This window comes from Saccharopolyspora spinosa NRRL 18395 (assembly GCF_000194155.1).
Taxonomy (GTDB): Bacteria; Actinomycetota; Actinomycetes; order Mycobacteriales; family Pseudonocardiaceae; genus Saccharopolyspora; species Saccharopolyspora spinosa.
This window is the reverse complement of record NZ_GL877878.1, coordinates 1758926-1778172: the sequence shown is the minus strand read 5'-3', so window position 1 is coordinate 1778172 and position 19247 is coordinate 1758926. Positions and strand designations below refer to the sequence as shown.

General features: G+C 68.1%; 20 protein-coding genes. 12 read left to right on the top strand and 8 right to left on the bottom strand.

The annotated features are described in order from the left end of the window. Positions 1-419 precede the first annotated feature (419 nt). Together SSPN_RS50675 and SSPN_RS50670 are read left to right on the top strand one after the other, a co-directional pair. Positions 420-1286, top strand: coding sequence for a helix-turn-helix domain-containing protein (locus SSPN_RS50675; RefSeq protein ID WP_337466343.1), 867 nt, complete (start codon positions 420-422; stop codon positions 1284-1286). After that, a complete protein-coding gene (locus SSPN_RS50670; RefSeq protein WP_010693737.1) occupies positions 1279-1452 on the top strand; it encodes a DUF397 domain-containing protein in 174 nt (57 codons plus the stop codon). The genes SSPN_RS50675 and SSPN_RS50670 overlap by 8 nt, the downstream gene beginning before the upstream one ends. A gap of 264 nt (positions 1453-1716) precedes the next feature. Here SSPN_RS50670 and SSPN_RS0108935 read toward each other — a convergent pair whose 3' ends face one another. Next, positions 1717-2541, bottom strand: coding sequence for an SMP-30/gluconolactonase/LRE family protein (locus SSPN_RS0108935; RefSeq protein ID WP_010693735.1), 825 nt, complete (start codon positions 2539-2541; stop codon positions 1717-1719). Between the two features lie 186 nt (positions 2542-2727). On the opposite strand from SSPN_RS0108935, the gene SSPN_RS0108930 reads away from it, so the two are divergent. From SSPN_RS0108930 to rdgB, 5 genes are all read left to right on the top strand, one after another. Next, positions 2728-3324: a rhomboid family intramembrane serine protease gene (locus SSPN_RS0108930; RefSeq protein WP_010693733.1), complete on the top strand. Its 597-nt coding sequence runs from the start codon at positions 2728-2730 to the stop codon at positions 3322-3324. Then, complete coding sequence (gene murI / locus SSPN_RS0108925) at positions 3321-4136, top strand: glutamate racemase (RefSeq protein WP_010693731.1); 816 nt, start codon at positions 3321-3323, stop codon at positions 4134-4136. Before SSPN_RS0108930 ends, murI begins: the two co-directional genes overlap by 4 nt. Next, positions 4133-4903, top strand: coding sequence for an MBL fold metallo-hydrolase (locus SSPN_RS0108920; RefSeq protein WP_010693729.1), 771 nt, complete (start codon positions 4133-4135; stop codon positions 4901-4903). The genes murI and SSPN_RS0108920 overlap by 4 nt, the downstream gene beginning before the upstream one ends. A gap of 414 nt (positions 4904-5317) precedes the next feature. Beyond that, positions 5318-6073 carry a ribonuclease PH gene (gene rph / locus SSPN_RS0108915; RefSeq protein WP_029535128.1) on the top strand — a complete coding sequence of 252 codons (756 nt, stop codon included), beginning with the start codon at positions 5318-5320 and terminating at the stop codon, positions 6071-6073. Next, positions 6070-6675 carry an RdgB/HAM1 family non-canonical purine NTP pyrophosphatase gene (rdgB, locus tag SSPN_RS0108910; protein ID WP_010693726.1) on the top strand — a complete coding sequence of 202 codons (606 nt, stop codon included), beginning with the start codon at positions 6070-6072 and terminating at the stop codon, positions 6673-6675. The genes rph and rdgB overlap by 4 nt, the downstream gene beginning before the upstream one ends. Before the next feature lie 11 nt (positions 6676-6686). On the opposite strand, the gene SSPN_RS63230 is transcribed toward rdgB, so the two are convergent. Next, the gene (locus SSPN_RS63230) at positions 6687-7499 is read right to left on the bottom strand and encodes an NACHT N-terminal Helical domain 1-containing protein (RefSeq protein WP_010693724.1); all 813 of its coding nucleotides are present in this window, start codon (positions 7497-7499) and stop codon (positions 6687-6689) included. Between the two features lie 368 nt (positions 7500-7867). Between SSPN_RS63230 and SSPN_RS0108900 the strand changes: the two genes are divergently transcribed. Next, positions 7868-9043 (top strand): L,D-transpeptidase, encoded by a 1176-nt coding sequence (locus tag SSPN_RS0108900; RefSeq protein WP_044572752.1) that lies wholly within the window; start codon positions 7868-7870, stop codon positions 9041-9043. A gap of 58 nt (positions 9044-9101) precedes the next feature. On the opposite strand, the gene SSPN_RS0108895 is transcribed toward SSPN_RS0108900, so the two are convergent. Next, positions 9102-10529, bottom strand: coding sequence for a carotenoid oxygenase family protein (locus SSPN_RS0108895; RefSeq protein ID WP_029535127.1), 1428 nt, complete (start codon positions 10527-10529; stop codon positions 9102-9104). Between the two features lie 164 nt (positions 10530-10693). Between SSPN_RS0108895 and SSPN_RS0108890 the strand changes: the two genes are divergently transcribed. Beyond that, positions 10694-11452 (top strand): sulfite exporter TauE/SafE family protein, encoded by a 759-nt coding sequence (locus SSPN_RS0108890; RefSeq protein ID WP_010693718.1) that lies wholly within the window; start codon positions 10694-10696, stop codon positions 11450-11452. Positions 11453-11504: 52 nt separating this feature from the next. On the opposite strand, the gene bcp is transcribed toward SSPN_RS0108890, so the two are convergent. Then, positions 11505-11978, bottom strand: a complete 474-nt coding sequence (gene bcp / locus SSPN_RS0108885) for a thioredoxin-dependent thiol peroxidase (RefSeq protein ID WP_010693716.1) — start codon at positions 11976-11978, stop codon at positions 11505-11507. Positions 11979-12031: 53 nt separating this feature from the next. Next, positions 12032-12199 carry a hypothetical protein gene (locus SSPN_RS56565; RefSeq protein WP_158309540.1) on the bottom strand — a complete coding sequence of 56 codons (168 nt, stop codon included), beginning with the start codon at positions 12197-12199 and terminating at the stop codon, positions 12032-12034. Positions 12200-12383: 184 nt separating this feature from the next. On the opposite strand from SSPN_RS56565, the gene SSPN_RS0108875 reads away from it, so the two are divergent. The 3 genes from SSPN_RS0108875 to SSPN_RS0108865 all read left to right on the top strand — a co-directional run bounded on the left by SSPN_RS0108875 (position 12384) and on the right by SSPN_RS0108865 (position 15439). Beyond that, the gene (locus SSPN_RS0108875; protein ID WP_010693712.1) at positions 12384-14117 is read left to right on the top strand and encodes a pyruvate dehydrogenase; all 1734 of its coding nucleotides are present in this window, start codon (positions 12384-12386) and stop codon (positions 14115-14117) included. Between the two features lie 272 nt (positions 14118-14389). Further along, on the top strand, positions 14390-15247 hold the full coding sequence (locus tag SSPN_RS0108870) for a helix-turn-helix domain-containing protein (protein WP_010693711.1): 858 nt from the start codon (positions 14390-14392) through the stop codon (positions 15245-15247). Continuing rightward, positions 15248-15439, top strand: a complete 192-nt coding sequence (locus SSPN_RS0108865; RefSeq protein ID WP_010693710.1) for a DUF397 domain-containing protein — start codon at positions 15248-15250, stop codon at positions 15437-15439. Positions 15440-15500: 61 nt separating this feature from the next. Here SSPN_RS0108865 and SSPN_RS0108860 read toward each other — a convergent pair whose 3' ends face one another. The 3 genes from SSPN_RS0108860 to SSPN_RS0108850 form a co-directional block, all read right to left on the bottom strand. Then, positions 15501-17048 (bottom strand): PH domain-containing protein, encoded by a 1548-nt coding sequence (locus SSPN_RS0108860; protein WP_010693709.1) that lies wholly within the window; start codon positions 17046-17048, stop codon positions 15501-15503. Continuing rightward, the gene (locus SSPN_RS0108855; RefSeq protein WP_010693708.1) at positions 17045-17560 is read right to left on the bottom strand and encodes a PH domain-containing protein; all 516 of its coding nucleotides are present in this window, start codon (positions 17558-17560) and stop codon (positions 17045-17047) included. The genes SSPN_RS0108860 and SSPN_RS0108855 overlap by 4 nt, the downstream gene beginning before the upstream one ends. Positions 17561-17681: 121 nt before the next feature. Then, on the bottom strand, positions 17682-19154 hold the full coding sequence (locus SSPN_RS0108850; RefSeq protein WP_010693707.1) for an ArnT family glycosyltransferase: 1473 nt from the start codon (positions 19152-19154) through the stop codon (positions 17682-17684). Positions 19155-19247 lie beyond the last annotated feature (93 nt).

Sequence of the window (19247 nt, the reverse complement as noted above, 5' to 3'; positions counted from 1 at the left end):
GCAGGCAGGGAACGCACGCTGCCCCGTCACCCTCCTCGCACACCTCCACCAGCACGCGTCGGAACTTCTCCCCAGACACGGACGTCACCGTGCCATCCCTAGATTCTTCCGCGCAGTGCAGGACACGTTTCGACTCACCTACGACGCCATGTTTATAGCGGAACCACCGCACGCCGATACCCTCGGGCATCTGGCCGGGCGGAACAGCTGGGCCAGGTGGACCAGAAACGGCGCTGTGACTTGGCATAGTGCCGTCGTCTACCCCGGACGGTCCATCTGAGAAGCTGGGCGCGTTGGTCATGCTACCTCCAACCCTGGTAGTGCTTCCGTTCCCCTGGTAGCACTCGATGGTGTCTGGTAGCGCTCAAGCACCACCACTACCAAAACGGGTGATCAATCAAGCCGAAACGGCCGATAGGATGTGTTACATGCCTGCTACCGCTGGTACACCGCGTGCAAGGGCGTTGTCTGCTGCCCTTCGGGAGGTCCGAACAGCGTCCGGGGTGGGTGTACGAGAGCTTGCTCGCCAAGTCGGCTATACGCACGTAGAAATATCGAACTGGGAGACGGGCAAGCGTGTACCGAAGATCGAAGCAGTAGCTGCGATTCTCGGCACGCTACGCGTAGCAGGGGAAGATCGTGATCGGATTCTCGATCTTGTTCGCAATGTCCATGAACCTAATTGGCTCACGGTTGGGCTAAACGGTATTCCTCAACAACTCGCGGGTGTCATCGAATGCGAGCGTTCGGCTACGTCGATTGTTGAGTGGATACCTATGGCCGTTCCTGGCCTGCTACAAACACTCGAATACACGCGAGCAATAAAGAAAGCTAGCGGACTTTCGGAAAATGACACCGAGCTTCGCGTCATGTTGAGCGCGAGTCGCGGCGAAGTTATTACCCGACGCAACCCAGTTGAGTTCTGTGCCTACATCGGCGAAGTCGCGCTATCTGTTCCGATTGGTGACCGCGAAACGATGCTTGAACAGCTTGCAAATCTCAGCGATCTTGCGAGGCGTCCAAATGTTGCAGTGCGCATCGTTCCAATTCAAGTCGGATGGCATCCAGGTCTTGCTGGTCCGTTCGTGTTTTATGAGTTCTCCGACTCATCCCCCGTCGTTCACTTTGAACACCACAGTTCGGGCGCGTTCATACACGCAAAGCATGACGTAGATGAGTATCGCAAAGCCATTCGATGGCTTGACGATATTGCGATGGAGACGGGGGAATCGCTTGAATTTATTGCCAAGGCTTCAGCGCATTGGGAGGAGGTGAGCGATGATTAATTACAAATGGCAAAAGTCCAGTTACTCACATGCAAATGGAAATTGTATCGAGCTAACGACCAGGTTAGACGCAATCCGTGATTCGAAAGACCCGTACGGTCCGACCTTGAGTGTCGACGTATCGACGTTCGTTCGTGCGGTGCAGCAGGGTCGATTCGACCGCTGAATGCATGACGCCCCGGTGCGTGGCACCGGGGCGTCATTGTTGGTTTCTGCCGTTGTATCTTCGATGATCCTCGATTATGCCTCTCCGTGTGGAGTAGTCGCGCTCAAGGACGTCGAAGCTGCATTGGTTGCACACACCCATCGCTGGTTCGAGCGTGTCACTTCTGTTTGTCCACACCGGACAGTCGAGGGGTGCCGCAGGACACCCTTCCTGGATTAGTAGCCCGTTTCAATTGAGACTGCGGTGAACGAGGCTGGCTGGGCGTCAGCCGGTGAAGGAGTAGGGGCGGTTTCCGGTGCCGATGTTCGGGGCGACCAGCAGTGCTCCGTCCGCTTCGGTCGGGTCCAGGAGGCCGTCGCGGGCCGTGGTGACGTACAGGTCCGTCAGGTCCGGGCCGCCGAAGCAGCAGTCCGTCGGGCACCGGGCCGGCAGCGGGATCGTCTGCGCCAACTCGCCTTCCTCGGTGTAGCAGCGGATTTCGCCCCGGTCGCGCACCGCGACCCAGATCCGGCCCGTGTCGTCGATGCACAGCCCGCCCGGTTCGCCGTCGACGTCGACGAGCGCCCGGCGGTTGCTGGCCGCACCGGCGACGAGGCCGAAGTCCAGCACGTCGATGCGCCGCGCCGTGCCGTCCGACAGGTACATCCGGGTGTCGTCCGGGCTCCAAGCGATGCCATGTCCGGCGACCAGGCCCGGCACCGCGATGTTCGCCGCGCCGTCCGCCGTCACGCGGGCCAGCCAGCCGCCTTCGCCCACCGTCGTGGCCCACAACCGGCCCTTGCGGTCGATCATGGTCGCTCCGGCCCGGACGCCGTCGCGAGCCCAGTAGACCAGCCAGGTGCGCTGCTCACCGCCGGCGTCGAACAGGGCGATGCCTTCGGCAAGGTGCAGCACCAGCCCGCCGCGGCTGCGCGGTTTCGCTGCGCCGACCTGCTGCGGCAGACCCATCACGTGATCGGTGTGCCCGGGGACGTAGCGGTGCGCGGTGTGGGCGGGCGCATCGGTCCAGAGCAGTGTGTCGGTGCCGACGTCCCAGGTCGGTGCCTGTCCGGACCGCGCCCCCGCTGGTACCGCGATGTCGACCTGCACAAGTCACCTTTCCGGGTAAGAAGCACAACGATCGGGAACCTTACCGGGGTACGCCTTGTTGATCTTGGCTTGCCCGGGGTGAAGTGCGGTCGGAGGCGAAACTCAGGGTCATCCCGGAGACCAGTGGGGTCTCCGCCGCGTAGCCTCATTGGTGTGAACCGACTGCCTGAACGCCGCCAGGCGCGAGTGCTGCCCCAGAACCCGCTGCGCGCCGCGGTGGGCATGCTCATCGCCGTCGCGGTGCTCTACGGCATCGAGTTCTTCGACGTCGCCGACCCCGCAGCGGCTCTCGAGGCCAACGGCATCGTGCCACGCGACGTCAGCGGCCTGGACGGCATCCTGTGGGCGCCGTTGCTGCACGCCGGCTGGGGGCACTTGTGGGCCAACACGCTGCCGCTGCTGGTGCTCGGCTGGTTGGTGCTAGCCGGTGGGCTGCGGCAGTTCATCGCGGTGACCGCGACGGTCTGGATCGTCGGCGGCGTCGGCACCTGGCTGATCGGGGCGCCCGGCGTGCACGTCGGCGCGTCCGGGGTGATCTTCGGCTGGATGGTTTTCCTGCTGCTGCGCGGCTTCTTCCAGCGCAGCTTCGCCCAGATCCTGGTCGCGGTCGCGCTGTTCTTCTACTGGGGCGGCATGTTGTGGGGAGTGCTGCCCGGCCAGGTCGGGATCTCCTGGGAGGGGCACCTGTTCGGCGCGCTGGGCGGGGCGCTCGCGGCCTGGCTGGTGGCGCGCAGCACGCGCGGGCAGGCCGCCGGATCCGAGCCTGGCAAACTGGCCGGGTGACTGACGCACCGATCGGGATCTTCGACTCCGGCGTCGGCGGGCTGACCGTGACCCGCGCGATCATGGACCAGCTGCCTGCTGAAACGCTGCACTACGTCGGCGACACGGCCAACGCGCCGTACGGTCCGATGCCGCTGGCGGAGATCCGCGCCCGAACCCTCGCGATCACCGACTCGCTGGTGGACGAGGGCGTGAAGATGCTGGTGCTCGCCTGCAACACCGCGTCGGCAGCGTGCCTGCGTGACGCCCGGGAGCGCTACCAGATCCCGGTGGTCGAAGTGGTCCTGCCCGCGGCGCGGCGAGCGGTGGCGACCACCCGCAACGGGCGGATCGGCGTGATCGGCACCAAGGCCACCATCATGTCCCGCGCCTACGACGACGCTTTCAACGTCGCCCCGGGCATCACGGTCACCACGGTGGCATGCCCGCGCTTCGTGGATTTCGTCGAGCGCGGCATCACCAGCGGCCGCCAGATCCTGGGCCTGGCGCAGAGCTACCTGGACCCGCTGCAGCAGGCCGACGTCGACACCCTGGTGCTCGGCTGCACGCACTACCCGATGCTCACCGGGGTGCTGCAGCTCGCGATGGGTGATCAGGTGACGCTTGTGTCCAGCGCGGAGGAGACGGCCAAGGACGTGCTGCGGGTGCTTACCGAGAACGACCTGCTCGCAGCCCCGGAAGCCGTGCCCGAGCACGAGTTCAGCGCCACCGGCGCACCAGACCGGTTTGCCCGGCTGGCGGCCCGGTTCCTCGGCCCGGCACTGGCGGCCGATGCCGTTCGGCCTCTGACCGTGTCAAGCTCGATCGCATGAAGCTGACGATCCTCGGTTGTTCCGGCAGCTTTCCCGGCCCTGATTCGCCGTCGTCCGGGTACCTGCTGGAGTCCGGCGGCACGCGAATCGCGCTCGACCTCGGCAACGGCACTCTCGGCGCGATGCAGCGGTTCATCGACCCTTTCCAGCTCGACGCGGTGCTCCTCAGCCACCTGCACCCCGACCACTGCGCGGATTTCGGTGCGCTGGCGGTGCTGCGCCGCTACCACCCGAAGCCCCCGTACGACGCGACCGAGCGCCCGTTGCCGGTGATCGCTCCGGAGAACGCGCCGGAGCGGCTCGCCGCCCTCTACGCGCCGAACGCGGCCGAGCTCGCCGAGACCGATCTGTCGGATGTGTTCGAGTTCATCCCGATTTCCGCGGAGCCGGTGCGCATCGGGCCGTTCGAGGTGCAGGCGGTGCCGATGGCGCACCTGTGCCCGGCGTGGGGTTTCCGCGTGGCGGCCGGGGGCAAGGTGCTGGCGTACACCGGCGATACCGGGCCGTGCCCGCAGCTGACCGAACTCGCCGCGGACGCCGACGCGCTGCTGTCGGAAGCGTCCTGGGCGGACTTCCCGGACGCGCCGGACGGCGTGCACCTGTCCGGGCGCCAAGCGGCGGAGGTGGCGAAAACGGCCCGGGCCCGCCGCCTGCTGCTCACGCACATCGTGCCGTGGGCGGATCGCGACGCGATCCTCGCCGAGGCGAAGGCTGCCTTCGACGGCCCCGCCGAGCTCGTCGTCGCCGACGCAACGTACGACATCTGACGGATATTCGGCTGCGTCGCGGCGTCGCCTCTGCGACAGTCGGCCGTCGTGGACGATCCCCTCGCGCTTCGGTGTGCCTGTGACGCCGATGCGCTCAACACGGCCGACGGGTGGCTGCGTTCGTTCGCCGCAGCGCTGCCGACCGTGCGCCGCGCACGGCGATGACGAGGCGCGGAGTTGGTTCTCGCAGGTAGTCGTGCCGCAGCGGCGCCGCCCCGGGGGAATGGAACTGTGGACGTTTGGGGCGCGAGTGGGATACCTGCCCGGACTAAAACCGGTAACCGTGTACGAAATCGGCGTTCGCCACTTTCGAGCGTAATCGCCGTCCCGCGCCGACGCGGCGTGCCCGGTTCGTCCGGCCGGGTGCCAGGGGTGGTCGGCGGGGCGGGGGCCGGGCGGGCTTAGGGTTGGGGCGTGGCACGAGCTGACGGACGGAGCGACGACGAGCTCCGAGAGGTGCGGATCACGCGCGGATACCAGGACTGGCCGGCCGGGTCGGTGCTGGTGGAATTCGGCAAGACCCGGGTGTTGTGTGCGGCCAGCGTCCAGGATGGCGTGCCGCGCTGGCGGACCGGTTCCGGGCTGGGCTGGGTGACCGCCGAGTACGCGATGCTGCCGTCCTCGACGAACACCCGCAGCGCTCGCGAGTCGGTGAAGGGCCGCATCGGCGGCCGCACCCACGAGATCAGCCGGTTGATCGGCCGCTCGCTGCGGGCCTGCATCGACATGGCGGCGCTGGGCGAGAACACCGTCACGCTGGACTGCGACGTGATCCAGGCCGACGGCGGCACCCGCACCGCCGCGATCACCGGCGCCTACGTGGCGCTGGCGGACGCGGTGACGTGGCTGGGCGCGGCCGGTCGGCTGTCCGACCCGAAGCCGCTGTCCTGCTCGGTCGCCGCGGTCAGCGTCGGCGTGGTGGACGGCCGGGTGCGGCTGGACCTGCCCTACGAGGAGGACTCCCGCGCCGAGGTGGACATGAACGTGGTGGCCACCGACCACGGCACCCTGGTGGAGGTGCAGGGCACCGGCGAGGGCGCCACCTACACGCGGTCCACGATGGACAAGATGATCGACTTCGCGCTGGACGGCTGCGCCAAGCTCGCCCAGCTCCAGGCCGCGGCGTTGGCCGAGCCCTACCCGGGTGAGCTGCCGGGGAGCGCCGCATGACCCGCGTCCTGCTGGCCACCCGAAACCAGAAGAAGCTGGTGGAACTCCGCCGAATCCTGGAAGCCGAGGGCGTGACGGGCGTGGAGGTCGTCGGCTTGGCCGACGTCCCGGAGTTCCCGGAAGCCCCGGAAACGGGCGCGACGTTCGAGGAGAACGCGGTGGCGAAGGCCGCCGACGCGGCGAAGGCCACCGGCTTGCCTGCGGTCGCCGACGACTCGGGCATCGCGGTCGACGCGCTCAACGGCATGCCGGGCGTCCTGTCGGCCCGCTGGTCCGGCAAGCACGGCGACGACCAGGCGAACCTGGACCTCCTGCTCGGCCAGCTCGCGGACGTCCCCGACGAGCGCCGCGGCGCGGCATTCGTCTCGGCGTCGGCGCTGGTGCTGCCGGACGGTATGGAAACCGTGGTGCGCGGCGAATGGCGAGGAACGGTGATCCGGGAGGAGCGCGGAGCCAACGGCTTCGGCTACGACCCGATCTTCGTCCCGGAAGGCGAAACCCGAACCAGCGCAGAGCTCTCCCCGGAGGAGAAGGACGCCGACTCCCACCGGGGCCGAGCGCTCCGGCTGCTGCTCCCCGCCCTCCGCGAACTGGCGGGCTAGCCTGCCTGCGGTCAGACCCGGCGGACGGTGCCGGGTCTCAGCAGCGGAATGCCCTTGACCCGGTCCTTCGCGCCCACGACCACCCGGATGTCGCGTCCGGCCAGCGGCGACAGGTCGGTGAGCCAGCACCTGTTGAACAGGACCCGCCGCAGTCCGGGGAAAGACTCGTAGGTGCGGTCGAAGACGTCGGCGGTCGCGCGGAACTGCTCGTCGTGGTCGGCCCCGGCGGGTGCGTCCAGGCTGGTGACCGGTATCGCTCCAGGACCTGGTCGATGCCGGACAGGACGTCGGATGCGCGTCGCAGGGTCTCCTCGGCCAGGCGGGAGTCGTATTCGGGCAGCTCGCGGACCAGGTGCACCAGCTGCACGCAGCTCTGGTCCAGGGCGCGGTCGAACAGCGCCTGCGCACCCGCCCGCGCCGAGCCCGGCGCGGGCGGGTGCGCCGGGCACCTGGTCAAGGACCTGCTTGGCGAGCGACATCGGATTCAGGTCGACGCCGAGGAGCACGGCGTCGGACAGGTCTGACTCAGCGAGGGCGTCCACGACCGTGTCGAGGGCGGCGAGGCGTTCGCCTTCCGCCAGATCGGCGAATCCCCGCGCGCACAGCTCTTCCAGCTGTTCCCCGGCGAGCTCGCCGACCTCCTCCAGCTTGCGGCGCAGTGCGCGGCGGTCCCGCTCGCGCAGCCCGCCGGAGCGCTGCGCGATCAGATCGGTGAGCTCCGCGCCTCGGCGGATCTCGGTCTTCCTCCTGGTCAGCCAGGCCGTGGCGACGTGCTTGACGACGGTTCCGCCGACCCGCAGGAAGGCTGTTTCGAGTCCGGACACGCCAACCCCCTCAGGCAGACTCCGCTGTCGATCTTCTCGGGGTCGCTTGCTCCGGACAAATGCGCTGGTCGGTCCTAGGTCTCCGCGTGAGTGGCTGTCCTGGAAGCCGCTGTAGACGGGGGGGCGGGGCTGGACTTCCGCGTGCGGGACGGGTGGTATGGCCCGGTGGGCATTGCGGTGGGCGCGAGACGTTACGAAAGGTCGTGATCGAAAAACTCCCGGTAATTCAATACGGGGCAATTCCATTCAATTCGGATTTATCACCCCCATGCGATATCCCACCGTTCCTGTCTTGTCGCACCCCGTAACCCGCTCGTGGCAGGCGAAACTACGCTTATAGGTGGGGTGAGCAAATGAGACGAGGCAATATGCGGCAATTCGTCCGCTTTCGGCTGTGTGTTGCAGGTGTTGTTCTCGGGACGTTGATCGGGGTGGCCGGGTGCTCTCCGACCGGAGGCGGCGGGGAGGGCGCCGAGTCTCACAAGCCCGCGCCGGTCGTGGCCATCACGGCTGCCGGGGGCGACCAGGTGAACCCGACCACGCCGATCGACGTGTCGGTCCGCAACGGCAAGCTCACGGCCGTCACCGTGACCAATCCCGACGGCAAGCAGGTCGCCGGGCAGATGGCGGACGGTCAGGCGAGCTGGCGCACCACCGAGGTGCTCGCCTACGACAAGGTCTACGACGTGACCGCGACGGTCGTCGACGGCGACGGGAAGACCAGCACGGAGCGTAAGGCGATCCACACGCTCGCCCCCACGGCACAGGCGTACCCGAGCGTGGTTCCGGCGCCGTCGACCCACGACTTGGGTGTCGGTCAACCCATCGTCGTCCGGTTCGACCACTCCATCAAGGATCGCGCCGCCGCGGAGAAGGCGCTGCAGATCAGCAGCACCCCCAACCAGCCCGGGGGCTGGTACTGGCTTTCCGACAAGGAAGTGCACTACCGGCCGCAGAACTACTGGCAGCCGGGCACGAAGGTCTCGCTGAAGATCAACTTCTATGGCGTCGACCTGGGCGGCGGGGTGTACGGGCAGACCGACCGCAGCATCGACTTCGCGGTGCACGACTCCTGGATCGCGAAGGCGGACGGCAACACCGAGCAGATGCAGATCTTCCACAACGGTCAGCTCGTCAACACGATGCCCATCAGCCTGGGCAAGGACGTCACCCCGACGCACGTCGGCGCGCACGTGATCTCGGACAAGCAGCAGAAGTACACGATGGACTCCTGCACCTACGGGGTGTGCCCGCCCGATCCGAACGCGTACCGGTCCGACGAGTTCTTCGCCGAACGCATCTCCAACGACGGCGAGTTCGTCCACGAGAACCCGGCCAGCGTTGCCCAGCAGGGCAGTGCCAACGTCTCGCACGGTTGCATCAACCTCGACCAGGCCAACGCGCAGTGGTTCTTCGACCACTTCGGACTCGGCGACGTCGTCGAGGTCACCAACTCCGGTGGTCCGGCGTTGCCGGTGTGGGACACCTACGGCGACTGGTCGCTGTCCTGGGACAAGTGGAAGGCCGGTAGCGCCCTCCACTAGCGCGCTACGAAGCGAATCCCGGAGCCCCCGGTGGTCGGCGACTGCCGGGGAACCGCAGTCAGTTCTCCGCGTGGACCCAATTGCCGTGGAAGCCGTTGGGGACTCTGTCCGGGAGTTGGACTTCCGCCACCGTTTCGAGGGTTTCCGCGTCGAGCAGGAGCAGGTCGCTGCGCTGTTCCGCCGCCGTGAAGCGGAGACCCATCAGGATTCCGTCGTCTTCCCCGGCGTCCGGGGTTCGCGGTTCGAAGACGAACTCGCCGACCTGGTTTCCTTCGCCGAAGCTCCGGGTTTCCGCCTTGCCGGTCGTCATGTCGTGCTTGAACAGGGTGTCGTCGCCGACCGAGTAGCCGTAACGGTGGCGCTTGCCGACCAGTCGCTCGTCCACCCGCGGGAATTCCTGCGTGCGGTCGTCGAGGCGTTCTTCGCGCACCCGGCCGCGTTTCAGGTCCACCGTCCAGCGATCCAGCGTCGGGCTTCCTTCGGTGGGGCCGTGCAGTTCGGCGTCGAAGACCTTCGAGTGCCGGACGACTTCCAGCACGATGCCGTCCTCGGTCTCGTAGGCGTTCAGCGGGTGGAAGACGTAGCACGCACCGACCTCGAACCAGCGGACGTCGCGCGAGCCGCCGTTGCGCGGCATCACCCCGATCCGCGCCGGATAGCCTGGGTTCCACCGGTACGGGAACCTCCGGTTCGCCGGGATCCGGCTGCCCATCCGCGCGGTGATCGGGTCGGGCACCCGGATGCGGCCGATCAGCGCGGACATCACCAGCTGGGCCGGTCGGCGCAGCCACGCCGCAACGGTGCCCTGGACCGCTTGGCGCGCGTCGAAGGTCACCGGCAGGTCGTAGAACACCACGTGGTTCTCGGTCAGCGAGAAGTCGTGCATCATCGGGCTGCCGGTCACCGTCACGTCAACGGTGCGCCGGGCGCGCCCGTCCGCCCCGATCACCGAGTACTGCACCGTGTTGCCGCGGCCGAAGAAGTACGACACCGCGTGCAGTTCGCCGGTTTCGGGATCGCGCTTGGGGTGTGCGGTGTAGCCGCCGGGGAGCGTGCCGTTGAAGTCGCACGGGCCGATGGTGTCGAGTTCGTCGGTCAGCTCGTAGTTCGTCGCGCCGCCCTCGACCAGGGCGAGGGTGCGGCCGGCGTGGCCGATGACGTTGGTGTTCGCGCCGACGGCGCCGAGGCCGGCGCGGGGGTTTTGCGGGCGCGGCGGCTCGCCGAGCGCCTTCGCGGCGGCGGGCGAGCGCACCCAGCGGTTCCGGTACCACTCGGCCTTCCCGTCGCGGAGGCGGATGCCGTGCACCATCCCGTCGCCCATGAACCAGTTGTAGGTGTCCGGATCGATCTCGGAGATCGGGTTGGGGCCGTTGCGCAGGTACCGGCCGTCCAGGTGGTCGGGGATCTCGCCGACGACGGCGAGGTCCGTGCAGGTGTGCTCCTGCCGGACCGGCGCGTAGTTGCCCTGCGTGAACGGGTTGCTCATGGCGAACACCCTCCTGCGAGGTTCGATAACGGCGTTATAAAACGATAACGGCGTTACTGATCGGGGGCAATGATCCTCTCGGATCTGGTCACCGCGCCAGCGCGGTGTGATGCCGCTCGCCCCGGAGTGAATTTGAGCGGTTCCAGAAGCTAACTTCAGACTTCGTGTTCACAGATTGGCTCGAACTGGCGCTGCTAGTCGTCGTCGGCTTCCTGTCCGGCGCGATCAACGCCGTGGCCGGTGGCGGCTCGCTGCTGGTCTTCCCGGCGCTGCTGGCGACCGGGATGTCGCCGCTGGTGGCCAACGTGACCAACTCGATAGCGCAGGGCCCCGGATTCGTCGGGGCCGCGATCAGCCAGCGCAAGGACCTCACCGGAACGCCGCGGCGGGTGTGGTTGACCACGGTGGCCGCGGCCGTCGGATCGGCGCTGGGCTGCGTGCTGCTGATGGTCCTGCCGGGCAAGGTCTTCGACGCCGTCGTGCCCGTGCTGGTGGGGTTGTCCGCCGTGCTGATGGCGTTCCAGAACACCATCCGCAAATGGCTGGGCACGCCCGGCGACGACGCTCCGGACCGCACCGTGCTGCTTACCGTCGGGATCTTCCTCGCCTCGATCTACGGCGGCTACTTCGGCGGCGCGCGCAGCGTCATCCTGATCGCGATCCTGGTGCTCGCCGCCACCGACAGCATGCGCCGGTTGAACGCGCTGAAGAGCTGGCTGGGCATGATCGGCAGCGCCGTCACGCTGATCGTCTACGCGCTGATCGCACCGGTCGACTGGATCGCCGTGCTGACGCTGGTGCCGACCACGGTGCTGGGTGGTTTCGTCGGCGGCAAGCTCGCCCAGAAGCTGCCGTCGAACCTGCTGCGCTACCTGGTCGTCGTGATCGCCGCCGGGGTGGCGGTCTACATGACGCTCGACTAGCGCAGCGGAAGTCCGGTTGGCAGGGGCACCGGCCGGGTCGGTGCCCGTTCGGTCAGACTCCGAGGTCCTTGCGGAGCCGGTCCACGTGGCCGGTGGCCTTGACGTTGTACAGGGCCTTGGCGATCTTGCCCTCCGGGTCCACCACGAAAGTGGACCGGATCACGCCCTGCACGATCTTGCCGTAGTTCTGCTTCTCGCCGAACGCGCCCCACGCCGTCATGACGGACTTGTCCTCGTCGGCCAGCAGCGGGAACGTCAGACCCTCGGCGTCGCGGAAGCTCGCCAGCTTGGCCGGCTTGTCCGGGGAGATGCCGAGGACGTCGAAGCCCGCTTCGCCCAGCACCGCCAGGCTGTCGCGGAAGTCGCAGGCCTCCTTGGTGCAGCCGGGCGTGCTCGCCGCCGGGTAGAAGTAGACCACCACGGACCGGCCCCGGTAGTCGCTCAGCGACACGGTTTTGCCGTCGGCGTCCCGCAGGGAGAACTCGGGTGCCTTCTCGCCTGTCGAGAGTCGGTTCTGTTCGCTCATGCGCCCGACGCTAGCCGATGCTCCCGACCCGTTCGTGGGCGGTCAAGCGACGATCACTCCGACTGGAGCTCGCCGCTGGCGGGGATCAGTCGGGAGACCTGGGTGATCCGCGGTTGGGCGGGGGCTTGGTCCGTTGTCGCGATGAATCCGCCGACGAGCAATCCGGCGACCGCCGAGGCGGTCACTGCTAGCGCGCAGGTGGTGTATAGGCGGATGGACACCGCGATTCCCTTCGGGTAGTTGGAATTCCGGCGATGCGAAGCCGGCGTGGACTTGATCGATTTTTTCACCCGGTTCGTTACCGGAGTCCCTCGAAAGGGTGATCGCGGGTTTCGAGTTGCGGGCCGTGACCGCCCCGCGTAGACGAGGAGTGGCCGTGCCCCCACCGACCGCCGGAGGATCACCATGCCCACCGTCGCCGACCAGTTCATCGAAGTGCTCGTGCAAGCCGGGGTCCGGCGGGTCTACGGCATCGTCGGGGACAGCCTCAACCCGGTGGTCGATGCGGTCCGCCGCACCGAGGGCATCGAGTGGGTCCACGTGCGCCACGAGGAGGCCGCGGCGTTCGCCGCCGGGGCGGAAGCGCAGATGACCGGGCGGCTCGCGGTGTGCGCGGGCAGTTGCGGGCCGGGCAACCTCCACCTGATCAACGGCTTGTTCGACGCGCACCGCAGCGGGGCTTCGGTGCTGGCGCTCGCGTCGCACATCCCGTGCGAGCAGATCGGGACCGGGTTCTTCCAGGAAACCCACCCCGAGGAACTGTTCAACGAGTGCAGCCACTTCTGCGAGTTGCTGTCGCAGCCCGAGCAGATGCCGCGCCTGCTGCGCACCGCGATCCAGACCGCTGCCGGTCGGCGCGGCGTTTCCGTGCTGGTGCTGCCCGGTGACGTCGCGCAGAAGCCCGCGGTCCGTCCCACCGGCCACGGGATCGTCGAGTGCGAACCACCGGTGGTGGTGCCGTCCGAGGACCAGGTGGCCGCGTTCGCCGACAAGCTGACCGGGGCGGAGCGGCCGATGTTCTTCTGCGGCGCGGGAACCCGTGGGGCGCACAAGGAAGTCATGGAACTCGCCGGGCGGTTGAACGCTCCGGTCGGGCACGCGCTGCGCGGCAAGGAGTGGATCCAGTACGACAACCCGTTCGACGTCGGGATGAGCGGCCTGCTCGGCTACGGCGCCTGCTATGACGCGATGCACCGCGCGGACCTGGTCGTGCTGCTGGGCACCGACTTCCCCTACGACAACTTCCTGCCGCAGGCCAACACCGTGCAGGTCGACATCGAGCCCGCCCACCTCGGGCGACGCACGGTGCTGGACCTGGCCGTGCACGGTGATGTCGGGGAGACCATCCGCGCCGTCCTGCCGCGCGTTCCGCAGAAGTCGGACCGAACCTTCCTGGACCGGATGCTGCGCGAGCACGCCGGCCAGCTGGAGCGCGTCGTGGACGCCTACACGCGCAACGTCGAGACGCAGGTGCCGATCCACCCGGAGTACGTCGCGGACGTGCTCGACGACCTCGCCGCGGACGACGCGGTGTTCACAGTGGACACCGGGATGTGCAACGTGTGGGCGGCCCGCTACATCACGCCGAACGGGCGGCGGCGGGTGCTCGGCTCCTTCGTGCACGGTTCGATGGCCAACGCGTTGCCGCAGGCCATCGGGGCGCAGATCGCCGAGCCGGGGCGCCAGGTGATCTCGATGTCCGGGGACGGCGGGCTGTCGATGCTGCTCGGCGACCTGCTGACGCTGCGCACCCATCGGCTGCCGGTGAAGGTCGTGGTGTTCAACAACTCGTCGCTGGGCATGGTGAAGCTGGAGATGCTGGTCGACGGGCTACCCGACTTCGGCACCGACCACGACCACGTCGACTTCGCCGCGCTCGCGGCCGCCGCCGGGATGCACTCGGTGCGGGTGGAGAAGCCCGGCGAGGTGCGCGATGCCCTGGCCGACGCGTTGCGCAGCCCGGGGCCGGCGCTTGTGGACGTGGTGACCGACCCCAATGCGCTGTCGATCCCGCCGCGGATCACCGGTGACCAGGTGAAAGGCTTCGCGCTCGCGGTCAGCCGCACGGTCCTCTCCGGCGGCGTGGGCAAGATGGTGCAGCTCGCGCGTAGCAACCTGCGCAACGTCCCGCGGCCGTAAGCCGACGTTCGCGGCCTGGCGGCGCCTCAACCTGGTGAGCCGGCTGGTCGCTGCCCATGAACCGGCGTTGTCACGCGTCGGTTTCGCTTGCCCGCCAACACAACGTGAGCACCGTCCACTGCGGCGCGCAACGAGCCCCCGGCAACCCGTTCCGCCGGTGAACCGGGTTCTGCGGTGCGCTTTCAGCCATTCGTCCTATTCACCGGAATAGTTGGGTGGTCGATTTCTGTACGGGTGATGGGGTGGTGACGCAACGTGGAGAGCCGTGGAGGATGGAGATCATGACAGTCAGTCCCACGGTGCGTCGTCGTCGCCTTGCCGCCGAGTTGCGCCGCCTGCGGGCGCAGGCCGAGGTGACCCAGCAGCAGGCCGCCACCCACCTCGGTTGCACGCAAGCGAAAATCGGACGATTCGAAACCGCGAAGCGGTCCCCATCGGTCGGCGACGTCTCCGCTTTGCTGGATTTCTACGGGGTGGACGGTGCCGAGCGGGACCAGTTGATCAACCTGGTGCGGGACGCCCGGAAGCGGGGCTGGTGGCATTCCTACAGCGACGTCCTGCCGGAGTGGTACGAAACCTACGTCGGGTTGGAAGCCGAAGCGTCTTCAATTCACACGTACGAGTCCGAGGCCATTCCGGGATTGCTGCAAACACGTGAATATGCGTATGCGTTGACCAAGGCGACGCTCATTCGAGCAGACGATTCCGAAGTTACCCGGAGGGTCGATCTGCGGATTCAGCGCCAGCAGCGGGTCGTCGGCCCGAACCCGCTGGAGTTGTGGGCGGTCGTGGGGGAATCGGCCTTGCGGCGCTGCGTCGGGGGCAACGGGGTGCTGCGCCGGCAGTTGGAGCACGTGCTTAAGTTGATGGAAATGCCGCACGTGACGGTGCAGGTGATGCCACTGGACGCGGGCGCCCATCCGGCCCAGGCCGGACCGTTCGTCATACTCCGTTACTCAAATCACATAGATCCCGATGTGGTTTATCTGGAAACCCATGTGGGCGGGCTTTACCTCGAAAGGGAGATCGAGCTGTCGAACTACGTCATCATGATGGACCATTTACGGGCGCATGCGGTAGATCCGGAAGGTTCCGTTCAACTCATTCAACAACGCATAGGAGAGCTGTAGATGGCATACATCACCGACTGGCGCACCAGCACCCGGACCCAGGGGCAGGGCCAGTGCGTCGAAGTCGGCTTCGGGGCTGACTGCGTCGGGGTTCGCGACACCAAGAACCGAGCCGCCGGCCAGCTAACCGTTGCGGTGCAACGCTGGCACGAGTTCGTCCGCGGCCTGAAGCACGGCAGCTTCGACTCCTGACGGGCAGTGGCTCCGCTCACCACCGGAGCGGAGCCACTCACAACCGGAACCGCTCGATGGGTCAGCCCCGCTGGAGGAACGGCGCGAGCAGTTCCGGCACTGCCTCCTCCGCCATCGCCAGGCCCGCTCCGGTGCTGACGTCGTGTACCTCGTAGATGCTGTTCCCGGCGGCCGTCGTCGCCCCGATGGTCATCAGGTTCGAGCGCCGCTGGAAAACGGTCCGTGTGATGCGCCAGCCGATGATCCCGTCGCGCTGCAGGGCGACCGTGCGGCGAATTCCGGTGCCGGACCGCGCGATCAGGTAGCGATCGTCGACCCGGTGGCCGAGGTTCCGGTAGGCGTCCACCGCGAAACCGAGCGCCACCGCTACCGCGACCACCCCCACTGCCGCGGGCACGGCTACCGGCACCCATCCGATCATCGCGGCCACCACGGCCGCCGTGATGAACGGCACTGCCGCCACGAGAGCCCAGGTGATGCGCCGCCGCAGCGCGGCCGGGGGATGCCCCCGCAATTCGCCTTCGGTGGGCGGCCTTTCCTCCCGCAGGACCTCGGCAGCCACCCGTTGCGCTTCCTCGCGGGGAGCCGGTGGCAGCAGCGTCTTGTTGTCCGGCTGGTGCTCTTCCTGCTTCTGGTTCAGCCCGGTGGCCACGGCGTGCAGCCGCGCCCCGTGGGCCCAGCGCAGTAACAGCGGTTCCGCGAGCTCGACGCCGCGTAGGCGGCGTTCCTCCAGCGAGACCGACCGGGTGGTGAGCAGGCCGCGCTTCACCCGCAGCGTGTCGCCCCGCTCCCGGGTCAGCCGGAAGCCCCACCACATCTCCACGGACAACGCGATGGCGCCGAGCACGCCCACCACCAGGGCGATGACGAGTCCGGCCGCGATCACCAGCCACAGCGACGACACCAGCACGGCGTGCGCGAGGGAGTCGAAGAAGCCGAAGGCCTTCAGCAGTTCGCTGAACGATCCCACGGCCGAGCCGATCGCACCCCAGACGATCAGCACGAACGAGAAGGTCAGCGCGGAGTAGCGGAACCACGAGGGGTTGAGGCGGGCGAGCACGGCCTCGCCCACCTCGGCGCTCGCCGCAGCGGTGCCCACCGCGACGTGCGCCACGGTGTCCGGATCGCCGTGCGCCACGGTGTCCGAAGTGGACGATGTGCCGAACAGCAGTTCCTGGCGCAGGGATTCGGCGTGGTGGCGGGAGATCGCGTCGAGCTTGAGATCGTTGCCCTCGTGCTGGCCGCCGGTGCCGATCTTGACGGTGGTGACCCGGAACAGCCGGTGGCCCGGATCCGCCGTGAGGTCCACGCTGCGGATCCGCTCGCGTGGGATCCAGCGGTGGTTGCGGGTCAGCACGCCGTGGCGCAGCTCGAAGCGCTCCTCGGTGATCCGGTACCAGGTGACCCACCACTCGGCCGCGGTGTACCCGGCGATCAGCACCGCGATGCCGACCCAGATCAGCGCGGTGATCAGCAAGGTCGCGGCTTTGGCGGCGGAGAGGAGCATGACCGCCGCGGTCGGCACCAGCGGTGCCAGCACCAGGGTGGCGGCCGCCGCGATGGTCTTCGGGTCCAGGCGCCGCCACTGCCCGTCGATGACGCTGTTCATGTGGCATCCCCCGGGGTGGCCTGCGTGGTGGCCGTCAACCGCTCGACGAGCGCCGCCGCGACCTCCCGGTCCAGGCCGTCGATCGTCAGCGGGCCGGCGGCGGATGCGGTGGTGACCGTGACGCTGGACAGGTTGAACAGCTGCTGGAGCGGGCCCCGCACGGTGTCCACCGTCTGGATCCGCGACATCGGCGCGATGCGCCATTCCTGGCGCAGCCAGCCCGCTGCGGTGTAGACGGCGTCCTCGGTGGTTTCCCAGCGGTGCACGCGGTACCGCCACTGCGGCATCACCAGCGTGTAGGGCACCCCCAGCGCGGCGACCACGACCAGCGCGAGCACCAGCCAGAACCTCGCGGGTGGGATGAACACCGCCGTGACCGCCAGCGCGACCAGCAGCGGGACGACGAGGACCAGCGCTTGCACCGTCCACCAGCCGATGGCGCGGCGCTCGACCTGGTTGCGCGGCGGCCGCAGCCGCAGCCCCGGGGAGTTCGGATTCGTCGGGGTGGCCACTGTCGGCCCCTCTCTGTTTCACATTGCTGAAGGCATTGTCGCAGCGCGCGTCCCGATCCCGGGGCAGGTTCGGCGATTCGCGCAGCTGGCGCAACCGGCCCGGCGAGTCGGGCGTCGCGGCTCAAAGGGACTTGAGCTGTGGCCAGATCTCCGCCCAGGTTCCGCGTTTTCCGGTGCAGAGCCAGATCGGGACCTCGCCGGTGCCCACCTGCCGGACCTCGGCGAACTGCTGCCGCAGCGCCGTCGAGTCGCCAACGACGAGCACGGATTCGATCCGCTCGGTTGGCGGCGGGAAATAGCCGTAACCGCGGTGCGGGCTGAAGACCTCCGGCAATTCGTGTCGCGCCGCACCGACTTCGAGCATCGAGGCGATGACGTAGCTGTCGGCCATGACCGCGGTGTGCGACCGCTGTTCCGTTGGCAGCGCAGCGTAGGCGGCAGAGGCGTCGCGGGCCAGCGAATCGGCCGTCGGCACCCCGAACATCGGCGTCACCATTAAGGACACCGACAGCATGTATCCCGCCACCGCGGCCGAAAGCGCGTACACCGGCCAAGCCATCCAGCCGAACCGGGTTCGCCGGGACTCCCGGCGCCGCTGGAACCCCACAGCCCCGGCGGCGATCGACACGCCGTAGAGGCCGATCAGGTAGTACGGCCGCGCCGCTGTCGCGACGAAGAAGACGTACAGCAGCAAGGTCGTGATGGCGAGGAACCGGTACGAGCGCAGCTCGGGGTTGCGCACGAGCCGCCACAGCCCGAACAGGAACAGCGCGGCGCCGGCGACTCCGGCGTAGAGCACCAAGGTCACGGCGGTTCCGCTGCGGCCCCCGGACAGCATCGGCGACTCTTCTGCGACGACGGCGGCCATCTGCAGCTGCGGCCAACCGTGCAGCGCCTGCCAGAGCACCGTCGGCGCGGCGATCACCGCCGCGATGCCGACGCCGCCCCAGAACTTCGGCCGGCTCAGGACGTCCCGTGGGCCGACCACGAGAACGCTGATCAGCAGCGCCACGCACAGGATCGCTACCTGGAACTTCAACTGCATGTTGATGCCGAGCAGCACGCCGAAAAGCAGCAGCAGTCGATCATCGGGTTGGCCCAGATCGCGCAGCCGAACCCAGCGCACCAGCGTCCACGTGAGCAGCAGCCACAACAGCGGTTCGAAGGTGTAGGGCGTGATCCAGTGCCCGACCATCGCGGTCCACAGGCCGGTGGCGCCGGCCCCGGCGGCCAGCGACTGGGCCCGCCGGTCGCCGCCGAACTCGCGGGCGAGCAGCGCGGTCAGCACGACCAGCGCGGCGGTCGCGAGCACCGCGGGTAACCGGAGCACGGGCATCGACCCCGGTGCGATCCAGTCCATCGCCGCGGCGATCAGCGGTGCCAGCGGCGGCTGGTCGACGTAGCCCCAGTCCAGGTGGTGCTTCCCGGCCGCGAGCATGTAGGCCTCGTCGATCCAGAAGCCGCCGAACGGGCTGAACGCCAGCTGGGCGGCCGCGACGAGGCCGGCGATGGTGAACACCGGCCACTTCGCCAGCGGCGGCAGTTCGGGTTCAGCAGGCGGTGCTGGCTGCGGGCTGAGCAGCTCGGCGCGCATCGTTCCCCCAGGTCTCGGTTGGAGTGTGCATCCATTGAAGCCGGGTTGATCAGCTCGGCGACACCGCGCTTGGTAGCGGTTCCACGGGCCGAA